General features: G+C 59.0%; 15 protein-coding genes. 3 read left to right on the top strand and 12 right to left on the bottom strand.

Annotated features, from left to right (window positions below; translation table 11 throughout):
- Window positions 1-2586 (bottom strand): leucine--tRNA ligase, encoded by a 2586-nt coding sequence (leuS, locus tag BMZ63_RS01355; protein WP_091700602.1) that lies wholly within the window; start codon window positions 2584-2586, stop codon window positions 1-3.
- Between the two features lie 493 nt (window positions 2587-3079).
- Here leuS and BMZ63_RS01350 point away from each other — a divergent pair, with 493 nt between their 5' ends.
- Entirely contained in the window at window positions 3080-3628 is a 549-nt protein-coding gene (locus BMZ63_RS01350) for a zinc ribbon-containing protein (protein ID WP_091700600.1), read from the top strand.
- Here the strand turns inward: BMZ63_RS01350 and lnt are convergent, their stop codons facing one another.
- The 5 genes from lnt to miaB are packed head-to-tail and all read right to left on the bottom strand — an operon-like array spanning window position 3629 to window position 8840.
- On the bottom strand, window positions 3629-5176 hold the full coding sequence (lnt, locus tag BMZ63_RS01345) for an apolipoprotein N-acyltransferase (RefSeq protein WP_091700598.1): 1548 nt from the start codon (window positions 5174-5176) through the stop codon (window positions 3629-3631). It abuts the gene before it with no gap.
- On the bottom strand, window positions 5166-6011 hold the full coding sequence (locus BMZ63_RS01340; protein WP_091700596.1) for a CorC family transporter: 846 nt from the start codon (window positions 6009-6011) through the stop codon (window positions 5166-5168). Before BMZ63_RS01340 ends, lnt begins: the two co-directional genes overlap by 11 nt.
- Complete coding sequence (gene ybeY / locus BMZ63_RS01335; RefSeq protein ID WP_091700594.1) at window positions 6008-6481, bottom strand: rRNA maturation RNase YbeY; 474 nt, start codon at window positions 6479-6481, stop codon at window positions 6008-6010. Before ybeY ends, BMZ63_RS01340 begins: the two co-directional genes overlap by 4 nt.
- Window positions 6478-7464, bottom strand: a complete 987-nt coding sequence (locus BMZ63_RS01330) for a PhoH family protein (protein WP_091700592.1) — start codon at window positions 7462-7464, stop codon at window positions 6478-6480. The genes ybeY and BMZ63_RS01330 overlap by 4 nt, the downstream gene beginning before the upstream one ends.
- Before the next feature lie 29 nt (window positions 7465-7493).
- Window positions 7494-8840, bottom strand: a complete 1347-nt coding sequence (miaB, locus tag BMZ63_RS01325) for a tRNA (N6-isopentenyl adenosine(37)-C2)-methylthiotransferase MiaB (RefSeq protein ID WP_091700590.1) — start codon at window positions 8838-8840, stop codon at window positions 7494-7496.
- Between the two features lie 359 nt (window positions 8841-9199).
- Between miaB and trmH the strand changes: the two genes are divergently transcribed.
- On the top strand, window positions 9200-9934 hold the full coding sequence (trmH, locus tag BMZ63_RS01320) for a tRNA (guanosine(18)-2'-O)-methyltransferase TrmH (protein WP_091700588.1): 735 nt from the start codon (window positions 9200-9202) through the stop codon (window positions 9932-9934).
- A gap of 23 nt (window positions 9935-9957) precedes the next feature.
- Here the strand turns inward: trmH and BMZ63_RS01315 are convergent, their stop codons facing one another.
- The 6 genes from BMZ63_RS01315 to BMZ63_RS01290 form a co-directional block, all read right to left on the bottom strand.
- Window positions 9958-10974 carry a nucleoid-associated protein gene (locus BMZ63_RS01315; RefSeq protein ID WP_091700586.1) on the bottom strand — a complete coding sequence of 339 codons (1017 nt, stop codon included), beginning with the start codon at window positions 10972-10974 and terminating at the stop codon, window positions 9958-9960.
- A 71-nt stretch (window positions 10975-11045) separates the two neighbouring features.
- Window positions 11046-11336, bottom strand: coding sequence for a type II toxin-antitoxin system RelE/ParE family toxin (locus tag BMZ63_RS01310; RefSeq protein ID WP_091700584.1), 291 nt, complete (start codon window positions 11334-11336; stop codon window positions 11046-11048).
- Window positions 11333-11536 carry an addiction module protein gene (locus BMZ63_RS01305; protein ID WP_091700582.1) on the bottom strand — a complete coding sequence of 68 codons (204 nt, stop codon included), beginning with the start codon at window positions 11534-11536 and terminating at the stop codon, window positions 11333-11335. The genes BMZ63_RS01310 and BMZ63_RS01305 overlap by 4 nt, the downstream gene beginning before the upstream one ends.
- A gap of 198 nt (window positions 11537-11734) precedes the next feature.
- Complete coding sequence (cysN, locus tag BMZ63_RS01300; RefSeq protein WP_091700580.1) at window positions 11735-13393, bottom strand: sulfate adenylyltransferase subunit CysN; 1659 nt, start codon at window positions 13391-13393, stop codon at window positions 11735-11737.
- A gap of 1 nt (window position 13394) precedes the next feature.
- Window positions 13395-14309 carry a sulfate adenylyltransferase subunit CysD gene (gene cysD, locus BMZ63_RS01295; protein WP_308429655.1) on the bottom strand — a complete coding sequence of 305 codons (915 nt, stop codon included), beginning with the start codon at window positions 14307-14309 and terminating at the stop codon, window positions 13395-13397.
- Window positions 14310-14425: 116 nt separating this feature from the next.
- Window positions 14426-14884 carry a PilZ domain-containing protein gene (locus tag BMZ63_RS01290; RefSeq protein WP_227663692.1) on the bottom strand — a complete coding sequence of 153 codons (459 nt, stop codon included), beginning with the start codon at window positions 14882-14884 and terminating at the stop codon, window positions 14426-14428.
- A gap of 228 nt (window positions 14885-15112) precedes the next feature.
- Here BMZ63_RS01290 and rimO point away from each other — a divergent pair, with 228 nt between their 5' ends.
- Window positions 15113-16453, top strand: a complete 1341-nt coding sequence (rimO, locus tag BMZ63_RS01285; RefSeq protein WP_091700576.1) for a 30S ribosomal protein S12 methylthiotransferase RimO — start codon at window positions 15113-15115, stop codon at window positions 16451-16453.
- Window positions 16454-16455 lie beyond the last annotated feature (2 nt).

The raw sequence follows: 16455 nt of genomic DNA, 5'->3' as shown, positions 1-16455 counted from the left end.
TCAGTTGGCCACCACGTTCACCAGTTTGCCGGGCACCACGATCACCTTGCGAACGGTCTTGTCTTCGGTGAATCGGCGCACGTTTTCATGCTCGAGTGCCAGTTTCTCCAGGTCGCCCTTGGCAATGTCGGCAGGCACGTCCGCCTTGGCGCGCACCTTGCCGTTGACCTGCAGCACCACGGTGATTTCACTGCGCACCATGGCTTTTTCGTTGGCTTCCGGCCAGGACGCTTCCACCACCGGCTGTTTGTGGCCCAGGGTATACCAGAGCTGGTGACAGATGTGCGGCACAATCGGCGCCAGCACCAGTACAGCGGTTTCCAGCGCTTCCTGGCGCACGGCCAGGGTCTGGGCCTCGTCACCGCCCAGCTTGCCCACTTCGTTCAGCAGCTCCATCACCGCGGCAATGGAGGTGTTGAAGGTCAGGCGGCGGCTGATGTCGTCGCTGACCTTGGCAATGGTCTCGTGGGTCTTCAGGCGCAGGGCCTTCTGGTCCGCGTTCAGACTGTCGGCATCCAGCGCCGGCACGTCACCGCTGGCGGCGTGCTCGTTCACCATGCGCCACAGGCGTTTGAGGAAGCGGTGAGCGCCTTCCACGCCGCTGTCGGACCACTCCAGGGACTGCTCCGGGGGCGCGGCGAACATCATGAACAGACGCACGGTGTCGGCACCGTATTCGTCGATGATGGATTGCGGGTCGATGCCGTTGTTCTTGGACTTGGACATCTTGGTGACGCCACCGATTTCCACCGGCTGGCCGTCGGATTTCAGAATCGCGCGAACCATCTGGCCCTTGTTGTCCCGCTCCACGGTGACATCGGCCGGGTTAAACCAGGTTTTGCCGCCGTTGTCTTCGTTGCGGTAGTAGGTCTCGGCCAGCACCATGCCCTGGGTCAGCAGGCGCTTGAACGGCTCGGAGCTGTCCACCAGGCCTACGTCCCGCAGCAGTTTGTGGAAGAAACGGGCGTACAGCAGGTGCAGGATGGCGTGCTCAATGCCGCCGATGTACTGGTCCACCGGCAGCCAGTAGTTGGCCGCGGCCGGATCCAGCATGCCCTTGTCGTAGTTGGGGCTGCAGAACCGGGCGTAGTACCAGGACGACTCCATGAAGGTGTCGAAGGTGTCGGTTTCCAGGGTGGCCGGCTGGCCGTTGTACTCGGTCTTGCACCACTCCGGATCAGCCTTGATGGGCGATTGTACTCCGTCCATTTCCACGTCTTCCGGCAGGCGGACCGGCAACTGGTCGTCCGGCACGGGCATTTCGGTGCCATCTTCCAGGGTCATCATCGGGATGGGGGCGCCCCAGTACCGCTGACGGGATACGCCCCAGTCACGCAGGCGGTAGTTCACGGTGCGCTTGCCGATGTTGTTGTCTTCCAGGTATTTGGCAATCTCGTCGAAGGCTTCGTCGCTGGTCAGGCCGCTGTACTTGCCGGAGGACACCAGCACGCCCTTCTCGGTAAAGGCTTCTTCCTGCACGTCGATTTCACGGCCGTCGTTAGCCGCGATCACCTGCTTGATGGGCAGGTGATACTTCGCGGCGAACTCGTGGTCACGCTCGTCATGGCCCGGGACGGCCATGAGAGCGCCGGTGCCGTATTCCATCAATACGAAGTTGGCGATCCAGACCGGCACTTCTTCCTGGGTCAGCGGGTGAATGGCCTTGAAGCCGGTGTCGATACCTTTCTTTTCCATGGTGGCCAGCTCGGCCTCGGCCACCTTGCTGTTGCCGCATTCATCGATGAAACGGGCCACATCCTGATGCAGGCCTGCGGCTTCTTTCGCCAGCGGGTGCTCGGCGGCCACCGCCATGTAGCTTACGCCCATCAGGGTGTCCGGGCGGGTAGTGTAGACCGTCAGGCCTTCGTCCCGGTCTTTCAGCGGGAAGGTCAGCTCGGTACCTTCGGACTTGCCGATCCAGTTGCGCTGCATGGTCTTGACCTGTTCGGGCCAGCCTTCCAGCTCGTCCAGGTCTTTGAGCAGTTCATCGGCGTAATCGGTGATGCGGATGAACCACTGGGGAATTTTCTTTTGTTCAACCACGGCCCCAGAGCGCCAGCCACGGCCATCGACCACCTGCTCGTTGGCCAGCACGGTCTGGTCCACCGGGTCCCAGTTCACCGTGGACATTTTCTTGTACACCAGGCCCTTTTCATACAGACGGGCGAAGAACCACTGTTCCCAGCGGTAGTAGTCCGGGTCACAGGTGGCCAGCTCGCGGCTCCAGTCATAGCCGAAGCCCAGCTGCTTGAGCTGTTGCTTCATGTAATCGATGTTGGAGCGGGTCCACTTCGCCGGGGCGGACTTGTTGGCAATGGCGGCATTTTCGGCGGGCAGGCCGAAGGCGTCCCACCCCATGGGCTGCATGACGTTCTTGCCCTGCATGCGCTGGTAGCGGGAGATCACGTCACCGATGGTGTAGTTGCGAACGTGGCCCATGTGCAGTTTGCCGCTGGGGTAGGGGAACATGGACAGACAGTAGTACTTGGGCTTGCCCGGTTCTTCCTTCACTTTGAAGGTTTCGTTGGTTTCCCAGAAGTCGCGGGCTTTTTGTTCTACATCACGGGGATTGTATTGTTCGTCCATTCCTGCCATTACCAAAGTTACCCTGTGTCTGAAATAAGGTGTTCGAAGGGGCCGGACATTCTAACGCACACTGGGCTTTACAGGTAGTCTGCCAATTTTGCTGTGTTGTGCCAGACTTCAGTTATGAATCATGGGTATTCGATTTTGTGCTCGTATTCCGCCATGGGTCAGGGTTGGGGGCGGCCGGAGGCAGGTATCACTTCCCAAGACACGCCGTGAACCCATCCATGGGGGCTTGACTGCAGCATCCCTGCTGCAGACAGTCTTGGGAAGTGATACCTGCCCCCGGCCTTTTAACTGCACAGTTGTCTGCTGAGAATAGTTGAAGGCAAGTTCAGAGTATGGGAGCTGGAGTGTGGATGTCCTTTCCGGGACTGTCTGCAGCAGGGATGCTGCAGTCAAGCGTACACGGACGTATCTACAGCGTGTCCCGGAAAGGACATCCACAGTCCGGCTCTTGCACCAAAGTTCCAGACCGAAAAAGGACACAAATATGAGCGAATCAGAACGAAACCGGCTGTCAGGAAAAGCCCTGGAGGCCTACGACCGGATGCTGGAGCGGGTTCAGACCCGTTTGCGGGAGGTTCAGAAAACCTCGCTGGAGACGCTGGAAGATGAAATCCAGCGGGCCGCGGAGTTTGAGTACGAACTGGAAGAGATGACCCGCGAGGAAGTGGATCTGCTCAGTGCCTACCTGAAACGGGATCTGCAGCACCTTATGCACTTCGTTGATGAAACCGGTGAGGGGCTCAAGGAGTGGCTGCAGCTGGACATGTCGCTGCTGGAACACACCCTGGCTGACAGGTTGCTTTCCGTCGCAGACAAAACCCTCGTGGACACTCTCGAGCTTCGGCAGAAGCTGGAAAATCAGGATGTCAGCCACTACATCTCTGGTGAAGTGGCCACCGCCGGCATGTTCCGCTGCCTGAACTGTAATCACATGGTGTGCCTGACCAAAACCAGCCACTTTCACCCCTGTGAGGCCTGCGGCTCCCATTATTTCGAGCGTGTAACCAGCCGCTGGCCGCCAAAAGAAGAGTGATCAGTTTTTGGGAATCACCCGCTCCCGCACAAACACGATCAGAATCAACGCCAGCGTCAGCACCGGCCATGAGCCGGTCTGCATGTAGGGGGTGTTGCCGGTGACGGTGTAGGCCTCGCCGGTGAGTACGCCCCGCTCGAATTGTGGGATTCGTTCGGTGATCTCGCCCTTTTCGTTGATGATCGCCGTGACGCCGTTGTTGGTGCCGCGCAACAGGAAGCGGCCGGTTTCCAGGGCGCGCATGCGGGCCATTTGCAGGTGTTGCAGAGGGCCGATGGAATCGCCGAACCAGCCGTCGTTGCTGATGGTTACCAGTATGTCCGTGTTGCGGGCATTGAAGGCGGCGAAATCCGGGTAGGCCACCTCGTAGCAGATGTAGGGCATGACCCGTTTGCCATTGGCTCGCAGCGGCGACTGGTTATCGGGTCCCGGGGTGAAGCTGCTCATGGGCAGGTCGAAGAAGCCTATGAGTCCGCGCAGCAAGCTTTCGAGAGGCACGTATTCGCCGAAAGGTACCAGCTTTTGCTTGTGGTAGGCTCCGTCGCCGTTGCCCAGCGCCATGATGCTGTTATGGAAGGTGTAATCCTCGATCCGCTCGCTGTAGGTGTACCAGGGTATGCCGGTGATCAGGGTGCTGTTATCGCCCAGCTGCTCCCTGATGTGGTCGATGATCGGCCCGGCTTCATCCTGGGTAAAGGGGATGGCGGTTTCCGGCCAGAGGATAATGTCGGCTTGCCAGTGTTCTTCGGTCATGCCCAGGTAGGTAACCACCTGCTTCTCGAGGAACTCCGGGTCCCATTTGATTTGTTGGGGAATGTTGCCCTGCATGGCAACAAAGCTGAGTGGCTGGTCATCCCGTTCGGTCCAGTCGGCCTGTTTCATGGCCGGAGCAATCAGCCACGGGAGCAGGCCGGCCACAACCACGGCGCTGGCGGTTTTTCGACGGTTTTCGCGCACCAGCCACCAGGCGGCGTACGCAGCCGCGGCGGTGACGGTAATCCAGAAGGTGATGCCGTGCACGCCGGTCAGTGGCGCCAGCCCGGCCAGCGGACCATCCACATGGCCGGTGCCCAGGTACAGCCAGGGAAAGCCGGTGAGCAGCCAGCTGCGTAGCCAGTCGCCCAGCACCCAGATGGCCGGGAACAGCAACAAACGACGTACCGGCGAATCTTTGGCCAGTTTGCCCCAGAACCAGAATGCCAGGGCATGAAACAGGGCGACGCCGGCGATGAACAGCACCATCAACACGACGGCCAGGGCTATCGGTGTATTGCCGTGTTCGCTGATGCTGACGTAAATCCAGGAAACCCCAGAGGCAAACAGCCCCACGCCGACCAGCCAGCCCGAACGGAACAGCTTGCCGGGTGTCTGTGGCACCGTGACCGCAAGAATCAGGAAGAGGGAAACCGGGCCCAGCCACCAGAGGTTGAAGGGGGCCAGGGTCAGGGTTTGCAGGGCGCCGGCGATCACAAGGATCGCCGCGCTCAGCCAGCGGTTATCGAGAAATGGCAGATTCAGCGGGTGGCGGGTGCCGGCTTCATGACTCACTGCGGGTTACCTGCAACAGACGGATGACTCGGTTATCGGCGTTGGCAATAGTAAACGTCAGCCCGCCGAATTCAACCGTTTCGCCCCGTCTGGGCAGGTGACCAAATTCCTTCAGAACCAGGCCGCCAATGGTGTCGAACTCTTCCTCATCCATCTCGGTGCCGAAGAATTCGTTGAAATCATCCACCGGCGTGGCGGCTTTGACCGCAAACACGCCGTCGCCCCGGGCCTTGATATGGGTTTCTTCGTCGAAATCGTGTTCGTCCTCGATTTCACCGACGATCTGCTCGAGCACGTCTTCAATGGTTATCAGGCCGGCCGTACCGCCGTACTCGTCCACCACAATGGCCATGTGGTTGCGGTTCTCTTTGAACTCTTTGAGCAGCTGGTTCAGGCGCTTGCTTTCCGGCACAAAGGTGGGCGGACGCAGAATCTCGCGAATGTGGTTCCAGTCGAGCTCGTTGTTGATGGCCAGCGGAAGCAGGTCCTTGGCCAGAAGCACACCAATAACGTCATCCTGGCTTTCGCCAATGACCGGAAAACGGCTGTGCGCAGAGGAAATGATTTCGGGCAGGAATTCGCCTGGGTCCTGGGAGGCCTTGACGGTGATCATCTGGGAGCGGGGGATCATGATTTCATCCGCACGCATGTCGATCACCTGCATGGCGCCTTCGATGATGCTCATGGCATCGGTGTCGATGATATCCTGAGATTCCGCATCTCGCAGGATCTCCAGCACGTCCTCGATGGACTCAGGCCCGCTGGAAAAGGCCTGTGATATACGCTCCAGCCAGGACTTGCTGCCCTGACTGCGACTCGACTGATCGTCGCTCATGAGTCTGGTTCCGTTTCCTCTGATTGGTAGGGATTGCCAAATCCGAGCTGCGCCAGCAACCGGACTTCGAGGGCTTCCATGACCTCGGCTTCCTCGTCTTCAATATGATCATAGCCCTGAAGGTGCAACATGCCATGCACCACCATGTGCGCCCAGTGGGACACCGGTTCTTTATGCTGCTCCCGGGCTTCTTTTTCAACAACCGGTGCGCAAATAACCAGATCGCCGGCCAATGGCACTGTTATACCGGCTGGCGCCTCAAATGGGAAGGACAACACATTGGTGGGTTTGTCCTTGCCCCGGTACTGGTGGTTCAGGGCCTGGCTTTCCGGTACGTCGACAATACGAATGGTTACCTCGGACGGCTCATCGCCCAGCCAGGCCAGTTGCGCCCAGGCCTGAAACTGTTTTTCGCCAGGTACGCCATCACCGGTGAAGACGTCTTGCAGATCGACCGTCAGTTCACTCATTGCCCGGCGATGCTCCCGTCATCAAAGGCATCGTAGGCCTCGACAATGCGCTGCACCAACGGATGGCGTACCACATCTTTGGCATCAAAACGGGTGAAACCGACGCCGGGCACCTTGTTCAGTACGCTGGCGGCGTGGATCAGGCCGGAGTTCTGGCCTCGGGGCAAATCCACCTGGGTGGTATCGCCGGTGATCACCGCCGTGGAGCCAAAACCGATCCGCGTGAGGAACATCTTCATCTGCTCGCGGGTGGTGTTCTGGCTTTCGTCCAGGATGATGAACGAGTTATTCAGGGTACGCCCGCGCATGAACGCCAGTGGAGCGATCTCGATGACGCTCTTTTCGATCAGTCGCGTGACCTGGTCAAACCCAAGCATTTCATACAGCGCATCGTAAAGCGGGCGCAGGTAAGGGTCGACTTTCTGTGCCAGGTCGCCAGGCAGGAAGCCGAGTTTTTCACCGGCCTCCACCGCGGGACGCACCAGCAAAATGCGCTTCACCTGCTCGTCTTTCAGAGCCTCCACCGCACAGGCCACCGCCAGCCAGGTCTTGCCGGTGCCGGCCGGTCCGATGCCGAAGTTCAGATCGTGGGTGCGGATGTTGTGCACATACTTCTGCTGGTTCCGCCCGCGTGGCTTGGCAGTCAACTTGGGGGTCTTTATGACAGTGACCTGGCCGCTGTCGTAGGGCACATCTTCCGGCAGGCGTTCCAGGCCGGTTTCGCGGATATACAGGTGCACGGTATCCGGCGGAATGTCGTCGGTGGCGTCGGTTTCCCGGTACAGGTGGCGAATCACTTCGGTGGCGGCCGCCACATTTTCTGTTGGGCCCTCCACGCGGAAGTGGTGGCCGCGCCGGCCGACTTTCACCTCAAGGCGCTTTTCGATCATCTTGAGGTTTTCATCAAACTGTCCGCACAGGGTGGTCAGGCGGTGCTGGTCCACCGGGTGCAGGTCAAACTGTCTGGAATCGTGAGTGTTCAAAGTTTCTCCGCTTGGTGTTGGGGGTGCCGTTAAAGCAGTTCGGAATTAACCGGCACGCCGCGCAAGGAGTTCGGGTAGGCCTCGACAATTTCAACATCGATGAAGTGGCCCACCACTTCCGGGTTCTCGTGGCGGAAGTTCACAATACGGTTATTCTCGGTGCGGCCCGCATACTCGCCCGGGTCTTTCTTGGACAGGCCGGTGACCAGAATCCGCTCGGTATTGCCGACCATCTTGCGGCTGATGTCCATCACGTTCTGGTTCAGCCGATCCTGCAGGATGCTCAGGCGCTGTTTCTTCACCTCCATCGGGGTATCATCCGGCAGATCAGAGGCCGGCGTGCCCGGCCGGGCGCTGTAGATGAAGCTGAAGGACATGTCGAAGCCGATGTCGTTGATCAGCTTCATGGTGTCTTCGAAATCTTTCTCGGTTTCACCCGGGAAGCCGATGATAAAGTCCGAGGAGAAGCTGATGTCCGGGCGAATCTTGCGCAGACGACGCAGCTTGGATTTGTACTCCAGCGCCGTATGGCCGCGCTTCATGGCCGCCAGGATGCGGTCCGAGCCGCTTTGCACCGGCAGATGCAGGTGGCTGACCAGCTCTGGCACGCGCTCGTACACGTCGATCAACGAATCGCTGAACTCCACCGGGTGCGAGGTGGTGTAGCGGATGCGGTCAATGCCGTCGATGGTGGCGATTACCTCGATCAGTTCCGCCAGGTCCATGGTGTCGCCATCATGGGTCTCGCCCCGGTAGGCATTCACGTTCTGTCCCAGCAGGTTGATTTCCCGCACGCCCTGGTCGGCCAGGTGCGCGGCCTCGGCAATCACGTCATCCACCGGGCGGCTGACTTCCTCGCCCCGGGTGTAGGGCACCACGCAGAAGGTGCAGTATTTGCTGCAGCCTTCCATGATGGAGACGAACGCAGACGGGCCGTCGGCGCCGGGCTCTGGCAGGTTGTCGAACTTCTCGATTTCCGGGAAGCTGACATCCACCACGCCCACGCCGTTACCCTTGGTTTTGATCTCGGTGATCATATCCGGCAGGCGGTGCAGGGTCTGCGGGCCGAAGACCATGTCCACGTAGGGCGCACGGTCGATGATGGCCTGGCCTTCCTGGGACGCCACGCAGCCACCCACGCCGATGATGAGATCCGGTTTTTTGCTCTTCAGGCCTTTCCAGCGGCCGAGCTGGTGGAACACTTTTTCCTGGGCTTTTTCGCGGATGGAGCAGGTGTTCAGCAGCAGGATGTCGGCGTCGTCCGGTGAGTCGGTCATTTCCACGGTTTCGCCGGTTTTGAGCAGATCGGCCATGCGGGCGGAGTCGTACTCGTTCATCTGGCAGCCGTGGGTTTTGATGTACAGCTTCTTGGCCATGGGTCTCACGTAATTTGGTGTATGGGCGCCGGGTGTGGTGTGGGGCGCGGATAAAAATGGGACTGCGTAGTATAACTGTGTGCTTAAACTTCAACCACCGTTGTCTCGCTATTCCTTATTTGGCTTTGTGCTATGATCCTGTTTCCTCGGGCTTGGGAGTTGGAAGGGCTTTGGGGATGCCTTTCCAAAAACCGCTACGAGCACATCCATGTGCGCTTCTCTCAGGCCATCCATGGCCTTCGAAATTTTTGGAAAGGCATCCCCAAAGCCCTTCTATCGAACGCTTGAGTTCGCCAGCCCCCAGACTTTGAGGCCAGCTAATGCCTGGCAGACTAACTGAACAGAAAACGACACAAACCATGACCCCCGAACGCCTAGCCCGAATCAAACAAACCCTGGACACCCGCCAACCCGATTTGCGGGTACTGACCGACCAGGTGCACAAGCCCCGTAACCTGTCGGCCATCATTCGCTCCTGCGATGCCTTTGGCGTGGCGAACATGCACGTGGTTTGGCCGAAGGAGGGTTTTCGGGCCTTCCGCAAAACCGCCGGCGGCAGTTACAACTGGGTGACGACCCACACGCATCCCACCATGGATAATGCGGTGACGGAATTAAAAGCCCAGGGGCATAAGCTCTACGCCGCTCAGTTGTCGGACCGGGCGGTGGATTTCCGGGACGTGGATTACACCGTGCCGTGCACCATTGTCATGGGTAACGAGGTGGACGGGGTGAACCCGGTTACCGCCGAGCAGGCGGATGAGCACATTGTGATTCCGATGATGGGGATGGTGGAGTCGCTGAATGTGTCTTCGGCGTGTTCGATCATTCTTTCAGAGGCCCAGCGCCAGCGGAAGCTGGCGGGGATGTTTGATCACCAACGCCTGCCGGATGAGGAATACCAGCGCCTGCTGTTCTGCTGGTGCCAGCCCACCGTGAAGCGTTACTGCGATGACCGGAAACTGCCGTACCCGCCGATTGATCCGGCAACCGGGGAGTTGATCGATGGGGTGGGGTGGATGCAGGGGGTGCGCAAGCAGCGGGCCAGTCGGCCACGTTGGGACGAACAGCCCGAGAACATCGCCGGCGAGTAATCGGCGGTGATGTGCCTTGCCCGTTATTCTTCCCGGGTTTCCAGGTAGCGCTGCAGCTGCTCCCGCAAGGCCTTGGGCAGGCGGGTGATGGTGAGGGCGTCGTTGTCGCGATCGTAGTAGACCGCCTGGTTCACCAGGTCCGAGGAGAAGGACACGCTCATGCCGCCGCCAGAGCCGGCGATGCGGACGAGCTTTTTCACTTTGCGGTGGTCCGGGTGTAGCACGCCGCTTTCCGGCAACTCGGCGTTCTGGCTGGCGAATTCCTTGAAGCGTTCGGGCTGGTTTTCATCCAGGTAGCCGGACAGGGCTTCAATTTCCACCGGTTCGCCCAACGCGTGCTGGTCCTTGCAGAATTCGTAGGCCTTGGCGCGCACTTCGCCGGCTTTTTCCGGCTCGGAGTTCTTGGCGAACGCTTCCACAGCATCGAGGAACGTCAGGGTTTCTTTTTCCACGTCCACGTTGTTGGTGAAACCCGCCAGACGGATAAACAAGTCGCCGGGCTCGCCGGTGCCCCGGCCATGGACCAGGGTAAGATAGTTATCGCTGCCGTTCTCGCCCAGCCAGTCGTCCAGCTCGATGCGCACGGCCAGGTTCAGGCGGGACAGGCTGATGATGTCGGTGGCATCCAGCCGTTCACTGCCGTCGAAACGCATGGCACTGTCGGTTTCCAGCACCAGCAGGTAGGCCACTTCGGAGTCGGCCAGGGCTTCGTGGACGAGCATCAGGTGGCCGTCGAATTCTTCCTGGCAGGCGTTGAGCAGTTCCTGCCACTGGCCAAACAGCCGGTCGGTGAGGGCGCTGAAGCTTTGTTTGTCTTCCAGGTAATCCTTCAGCCAGGCGCTGAACGGGCATTCGCCCAGGTCCTCGGAGAATCGGCCGTATTTCTTGCCGGGCTTGCTGTTGAACAGGCGCTTCATCTGCTTGTGCAGGGCCTCGTAATCGCCACCGGGCTCCTGCATGGCCTCACCGGCAACAAGGCGCGCGGGCTGGCCCGGTTGGTATTGGCTGGCGAAAGCGGTGCGCAGGTGTTTGATGGCCATTGAGTTCAGCTCCTGTTGGCTTTGGCGGGTTATTCAGGCGGTGGTGATTCTGCCATGGTTGGGGGTTAACTTCATTGGTTGGTTCTGACAGGGTTTTCTCTGGTATCCAGAACGGCGATGACATCAACGAACAAATGGTGAACCGTGTAGTAAATAACGAAAGGAAACCGCGTTGCGGGGCAGGCGTAATAGCCAAAGCGCTGTTGGTGAAGCCCGCCAAAGAATTCCAGAGCTTCCACATCGGTTGTGATGGAATCAAAGAAATAGTCGCCGAGCCCAGGCTCGATCTGGTCATAGAAGTTAACGGCGTTATCAATATCCTGAATGGCTTCGTCCGTGAGCCTGACTTCCCTGTGTTTCATCGCAGCGGGCCACGCTCCTTGAGGTCCGCAAGAGAGGTATAATTTGTCTCGCCCTCATGGATAGCTTCGGCACGTTTGGCAAGTACTTCACCATGCCATTCTGGTGGCTCTGGCATCTGTTTATTGACCGTCAGTGACTGCCAAAGCTGTTCCATAGCCTGGACTTTCTCAAGATCCGTCATTTTCTCGATCGTATCCATCTCGCGAACCCTGCCATAAACCTAACTGCCTAAAGTGTACCACTCCTAGCAACAATCGGTGACGGGGCTGGTGGGTCTTTTTCTGCAGGAAAAAATGTCTGAGCGCAGCGAGTTGTTTTTCCGAAAGAAAAAGACCCACGAGCTCCGGCGGCAGCCACCGAAGTGTGGGTCTTTCGATTCTAACGTTGAACTGGAAAATCAGATCCGCTTACTACGAACCAGCTCCTGAACCAGCCCTGAGACCGCCGCCGGAATGTCTTGTTCCGCATCGGCGCTCACCGTTGCATTGGCGATGTCCGAACCCAGGTTCTCGGCAATGGCGATCAACCCATGGGCGGTCAGCAGCTGGGCCACGTTACGACGCTCGTCGGCATCGCCAGTGTTGGCCTCGGAGACCACCACGGCGGTTTTGCCCTGATCGAACAGGGCGCGCTCCACCGCCAGGGCCAGTTCTGGCGCGTGCTTGCCACCACAGGCAATGATGGCCGGCTTCTGGGCCAGGCGGCGTTCGCGCTCGTCGGTGGTGACCGGATCCAGCGATTCAATGCCGTCGGCCAGGCCTTCGATCATGCCGGCGCCGATGGTCACGTTGGTCAGCCGGTCGATCACGATGAAGCTACCGGTGGCGTGATTGCGCTGGTAGGCATCGAACGCGATGGGCTGGTTCAGGGTCAGCTCGCACAGGCCGATTTCGTTCAGTTGCAGGCGCTGCGGGTTGGCCTGTTGCTCCAGGGTGTTCACATCGGTCTGGTGGTGAATGGTTTTCACCGTGCCGGAGGTGAACGTGGGCCCGAGCTTGATGTCGTAAAGGCGGCCGGTTTCCAGCGGTGCGTCGGTCATCCACACAATGTTGGCGTTGAACCGGTTGTGCACTTCCGGCTCGTCCTCGACCTTCACCAGCATGTCGCCGCGGCTGACGTCGATTTCGTCTTCCAGGGTCAGGGTCACGGCCTGGTCGATGTAGGCTTCCTCCAGATTGCCATCGAAGGTCACCACTTCCTTGATCTTGCTGGTGCGCCGTGAGGGCAGGGCCATCACGTTATCACCCGGGCGGATCACGCCGGAGGCAATGGTGCCGCAAAAGCCCCGGAAGTTGAGGTCCGGGCGGGTTACGTACTGCACCGGGAAACGGAAGTGTTCCAGATTCTTGTCCCGGGAGACTTCCACCGTCTCCAGAATGTCCATCAGCGGCTGGCCGGTGAACCAGGGCGTATTTTCGCTCTTGTTCACCACGTTATCGCCATCAAGCGCCGAGATGGGTACAAAACGAACATCCTTGAGGCCAAGTTTGGCGGCGAACGCCAGGTAGTCGTCCTTGATTTCGTTGAAGCGTTCTTCGCTGAAATCCACCAGGTCCATCTTGTTCACCGCCACCACGATGTGGCGAATGCCCAGCAGGGAAGCGATGTACGAATGCCTGCGGGTTTGGGTCAGCACGCCGTGGCGCGCGTCGATCATCAGGATCGCCAGTTGCGCGGTGGACGCGCCGGTGGCCATGTTGCGGGTGTACTGCTCATGGCCCGGGGTGTCGGCGATGATGAACTTGCGCTTGTCGGTGGAAAAATAGCGGTAGGCCACATCAATGGTGATGCCCTGTTCCCGCTCGGCCTGAAGGCCATCCACCAGCAGGGCCAGGTCCAGCTTCTCGCCGGTGGTGCCCATCTTGGCGCTGTCGCTTTGCAGGCTGGCCATGTGATCTTCGTAGATCATCTTGGTGTCGTGCAGCAGGCGGCCGATCAGGGTGCTCTTGCCGTCGTCCACGCTGCCGCAGGTGAGCAGGCGCAGCAGTTGCTTGTTTTCGTGCTGTTTCAGGTAGGCCTGAATATCGTCAGCAATAAGATCAGACTGGTGTGACATCTTAGAAATACCCTTCCCGCTTTTTCTGTTCCATGGAGCCTGCCGAGTCGTGGTCGATCACCCGACCCTGGCGTTCGGAGCTGGTGGCCAGCAGCATTTCCTGAATGATGTCCGGCAGCGTGTCGGCCCTGGATTCAATGGCGCCGGTCAGCGGGTAGCAGCCCAGGGTGCGGAAGCGTACCGATTTCATTTCGGGCTTCTCGCCTTCCTTCAGCGGCATGCGGTCGTCGTCCACCATGATCAGCGTGCCGTCGCGCTCCACTACCGGGCGTTCGGCGGCGAAGTACAGCGGGACGATGTCGATGTTTTCCAGATAGATGTACTGCCAGATGTCCAGCTCGGTCCAGTTGGACAGTGGGAACACGCGAATGCTCTCGCCCTTGTTGATCTTGCCGTTGTAGATGTTCCACAGCTCCGGGCGCTGGTTTTTCGGGTCCCAGCGGTGGTGTTCATCACGGAAGGAATACACCCGCTCCTTGGCGCGGGATTTTTCCTCGTCCCGGCGGGCACCACCGAAGGCGGCATCAAACTGGTATTTGTCCAGGGCCTGCTTGAGGGCCTGGGTTTTCATGATGTCCGTGTGCTTGGCGCTGCCGTGGGTAAAGGGCCCCACGCCCTGCTCCACGCCTTCCTGGTTGGTGTGCACGATCAAATCCAGGCCATAGCGGCGTACCTGCTTGTCCCGGAACTCGATCATGTCCCGGAATTTCCAGGTGGTGTCGACGTGCATCAGCGGGAATGGCGGCTTGCCGGGATAAAAGGCCTTCAATGCCAGGTGCAGCATCACGGCGGAGTCTTTGCCGATGGAGTAGAGCATGACGGGGTTGTCGAACTCGGCGGCGACTTCCCGGATTATATGGATGCTCTCGGCTTCCAACTGTTTGAGATGGGTCAGGTTATACGTGGTCATGGTCATCCGTTTGCGCAGGGTGCGACGTGATCAGTGGATGACCAACTATATCAGTGGATTTTTGGTATAAAAACTAAAACAGGTAGAATTTTTTGATCTACCAATATGGGCGCGCGTGGGGTTCAGGCCCCGGTTTTCTGCTCTGCCAGCAGCTTCGATACAAACTTGTCGATGTAGTCGAAGCCATTGCCCTCGAATTCGCAGAACTGGACACCAATCTGGAACTCATCCCGCGACACACGGCGCATGTGAATGATATGCCCGTCGGCGGAAACGTTTTCAGGGTGTCTGGTGCTCAGGGGGATCGGGAACCGGGTCTTGATGTCAATCCAGTTGCCGGGTGCGGGTGGGCGCATACCCGGAATCAGTTGCTGCACGGTATTTTTGTCGCAACAGAGCATGACTCCGGCGCGGGACAGGTTGAGGGCCTTGCAGACCACGCATTGCCCATCCGGGCTTTCCAGAGTGACATCGATGGTCACGTCCACGCGCTGCTGGTTTCGTAAGCTGGGCCTGACGGTCGGTGTTTTGATTCTGACTCTCCTGGCCAGTCCGGTTTCAAAAGACGCTGCCTTACCCATAGCTAATTTCCACTATAAATCCCGATAATTTTCAAGGATTCTAGGTGCCCAAAAAGTGATCAGCAAGTATGGGGCGACAAAAAATGTCACATTTATGAAGCGCGTTTGAGTTTAGTCACTAAACGGGGGCTTGTCAGGCCTTGTGTTATGGCTGAAGTTGGCGGCGGGCTGGGGTAAGATTACCGTTCATTCATCGGGAGCACTGCTCCGGGATTTTTGCAGAGAATTATGAGCGAGAAAACACAGCAAGCCACCTCCAGCGGTAAAGTCGGTTTTGTCAGTCTGGGCTGCCCCAAGGCACTGGTTGATTCCGAGCGCATCCTGACCCAACTGCGCCTGGACGGTTACGATGTGGTGCCCAGCTACAACGATGCCGATGTGGTGGTGGTGAACACCTGCGGCTTTATCGATGCCGCCAAGCAGGAATCCCTGGACGCTATCGGTGAGGCGATCAGCGAGAACGGTAAGGTGATTGTGACCGGCTGTATGGGCGCTGACGGCGACAGGATTCGCGAGGCCCACCCGGGTGTGCTGGCGGTTTCGGGCCCGCAGGCCTATGAAGAAGTGGTCGGCGCGGTGCATCAGTATGTGCCGCCGAAAAAACAGCACGACCCGTTCACCGATCTGGTGCCACCCCAGGGCGTCAAGCTCACGCCGCGCCATTATGCCTATCTGAAGATATCCGAGGGCTGTAATCATCGCTGCACCTTCTGCATTATCCCCGCGCTGCGTGGTGACCTGGTGAGTCGTCCCATTGGCGAGGTGATGGATGAAGCGAAACGCCTGGTGGATGCCGGGGTCAAAGAGCTGCTGGTCATTTCCCAGGACACCTCGGCCTATGGCGTCGACACCCGATACCGCACGGGGTTCTGGCAGGGGCGGCCGCTGAAAACGAAAATGCAGGCGCTGTGTGAAGCGCTGGGCGAACTTGGTGTCTGGGTGCGCCTGCATTACGTTTATCCGTACCCTCACGTGGACGACGTGATCCCGTTGATGGCCGAAGGCAAGATCCTGCCGTACCTGGACATTCCCTTCCAGCACGCCAGCCCCCGTGTACTGAAAGCCATGAAGCGCCCGGCCCACAACAGCAAGACCCTGGAGCGGATCAAAAAATGGCGGGAAATCTGTCCCGAGCTGACCATCCGTTCAACCTTCATTGTCGGCTTTCCCGGAGAAACCGAGGAAGACTTCCAGTACCTGCTGGATTGGCTTGACGAAGCCCAGTTGGACCGGGTGGGTGCCTTCACCTACAGTCCGGTGGAAGGGGCTCCGGCCAATGAGCTGGAAGGTGCCGTGCCCGAAGATGTGAAAGAGGAGCGCCTGGCCCGGTTCATGGAAAAACAGGCGGAGATCTCCGCTGCCCGCTTGCAGGCCAGAATCGGTCAGACCATTGATGTGTTGATTGACGAGGTGGACGAGGAAGGCGCCATTGGCCGGTCAAAAGCCGATGCCCCGGAAATTGACGGCATGGTGTACCTCAACGGGGAAATTGACCTGCAGCCCGGTCAGATTGTGCAGGCCGTGGTCGAGCATGCCGATGAACACGACCTCTGGGCGTCGTTGATGTGAGG

The organism is Marinobacter persicus (assembly GCF_900114155.1).
GTDB lineage: Bacteria > Pseudomonadota > Gammaproteobacteria > Pseudomonadales > Oleiphilaceae > Marinobacter > Marinobacter persicus.
This window is presented reverse-complemented; position numbering and strand designations above follow the sequence as displayed.

Excerpts from the sequence above, each read along its gene's own strand:
- leuS (WP_091700602.1), bottom strand. The coding sequence starts at position 2,586 with ATGGACGAACAATACAATCCCCGTGATGTAGAACAAAAAGCCCGCGAC.
- BMZ63_RS01350 (WP_091700600.1), top strand. The coding sequence starts at position 3,080 with ATGAGCGAATCAGAACGAAACCGGCTGTCAGGAAAAGCCCTGGAGGCC.
- BMZ63_RS01340 (WP_091700596.1), bottom strand. The coding sequence starts at position 6,011 with ATGAGCGACGATCAGTCGAGTCGCAGTCAGGGCAGCAAGTCCTGGCTG.
- ybeY (WP_091700594.1), bottom strand. The coding sequence starts at position 6,481 with ATGAGTGAACTGACGGTCGATCTGCAAGACGTCTTCACCGGTGATGGC.
- miaB (WP_091700590.1), bottom strand. The coding sequence starts at position 8,840 with ATGGCCAAGAAGCTGTACATCAAAACCCACGGCTGCCAGATGAACGAG.
- trmH (WP_091700588.1), top strand. The coding sequence starts at position 9,200 with ATGACCCCCGAACGCCTAGCCCGAATCAAACAAACCCTGGACACCCGC.
- BMZ63_RS01315 (WP_091700586.1), bottom strand. The coding sequence starts at position 10,974 with ATGGCCATCAAACACCTGCGCACCGCTTTCGCCAGCCAATACCAACCG.
- BMZ63_RS01310 (WP_091700584.1), bottom strand. The coding sequence starts at position 11,336 with ATGAAACACAGGGAAGTCAGGCTCACGGACGAAGCCATTCAGGATATT.
- BMZ63_RS01305 (WP_091700582.1), bottom strand. The coding sequence starts at position 11,536 with ATGGATACGATCGAGAAAATGACGGATCTTGAGAAAGTCCAGGCTATG.
- cysN (WP_091700580.1), bottom strand. The coding sequence starts at position 13,393 with ATGTCACACCAGTCTGATCTTATTGCTGACGATATTCAGGCCTACCTG.
- cysD (WP_308429655.1), bottom strand. The coding sequence starts at position 14,309 with ATGACCATGACCACGTATAACCTGACCCATCTCAAACAGTTGGAAGCC.
- BMZ63_RS01290 (WP_227663692.1), bottom strand. The coding sequence starts at position 14,884 with ATGGGTAAGGCAGCGTCTTTTGAAACCGGACTGGCCAGGAGAGTCAGA.
- rimO (WP_091700576.1), top strand. The coding sequence starts at position 15,113 with ATGAGCGAGAAAACACAGCAAGCCACCTCCAGCGGTAAAGTCGGTTTT.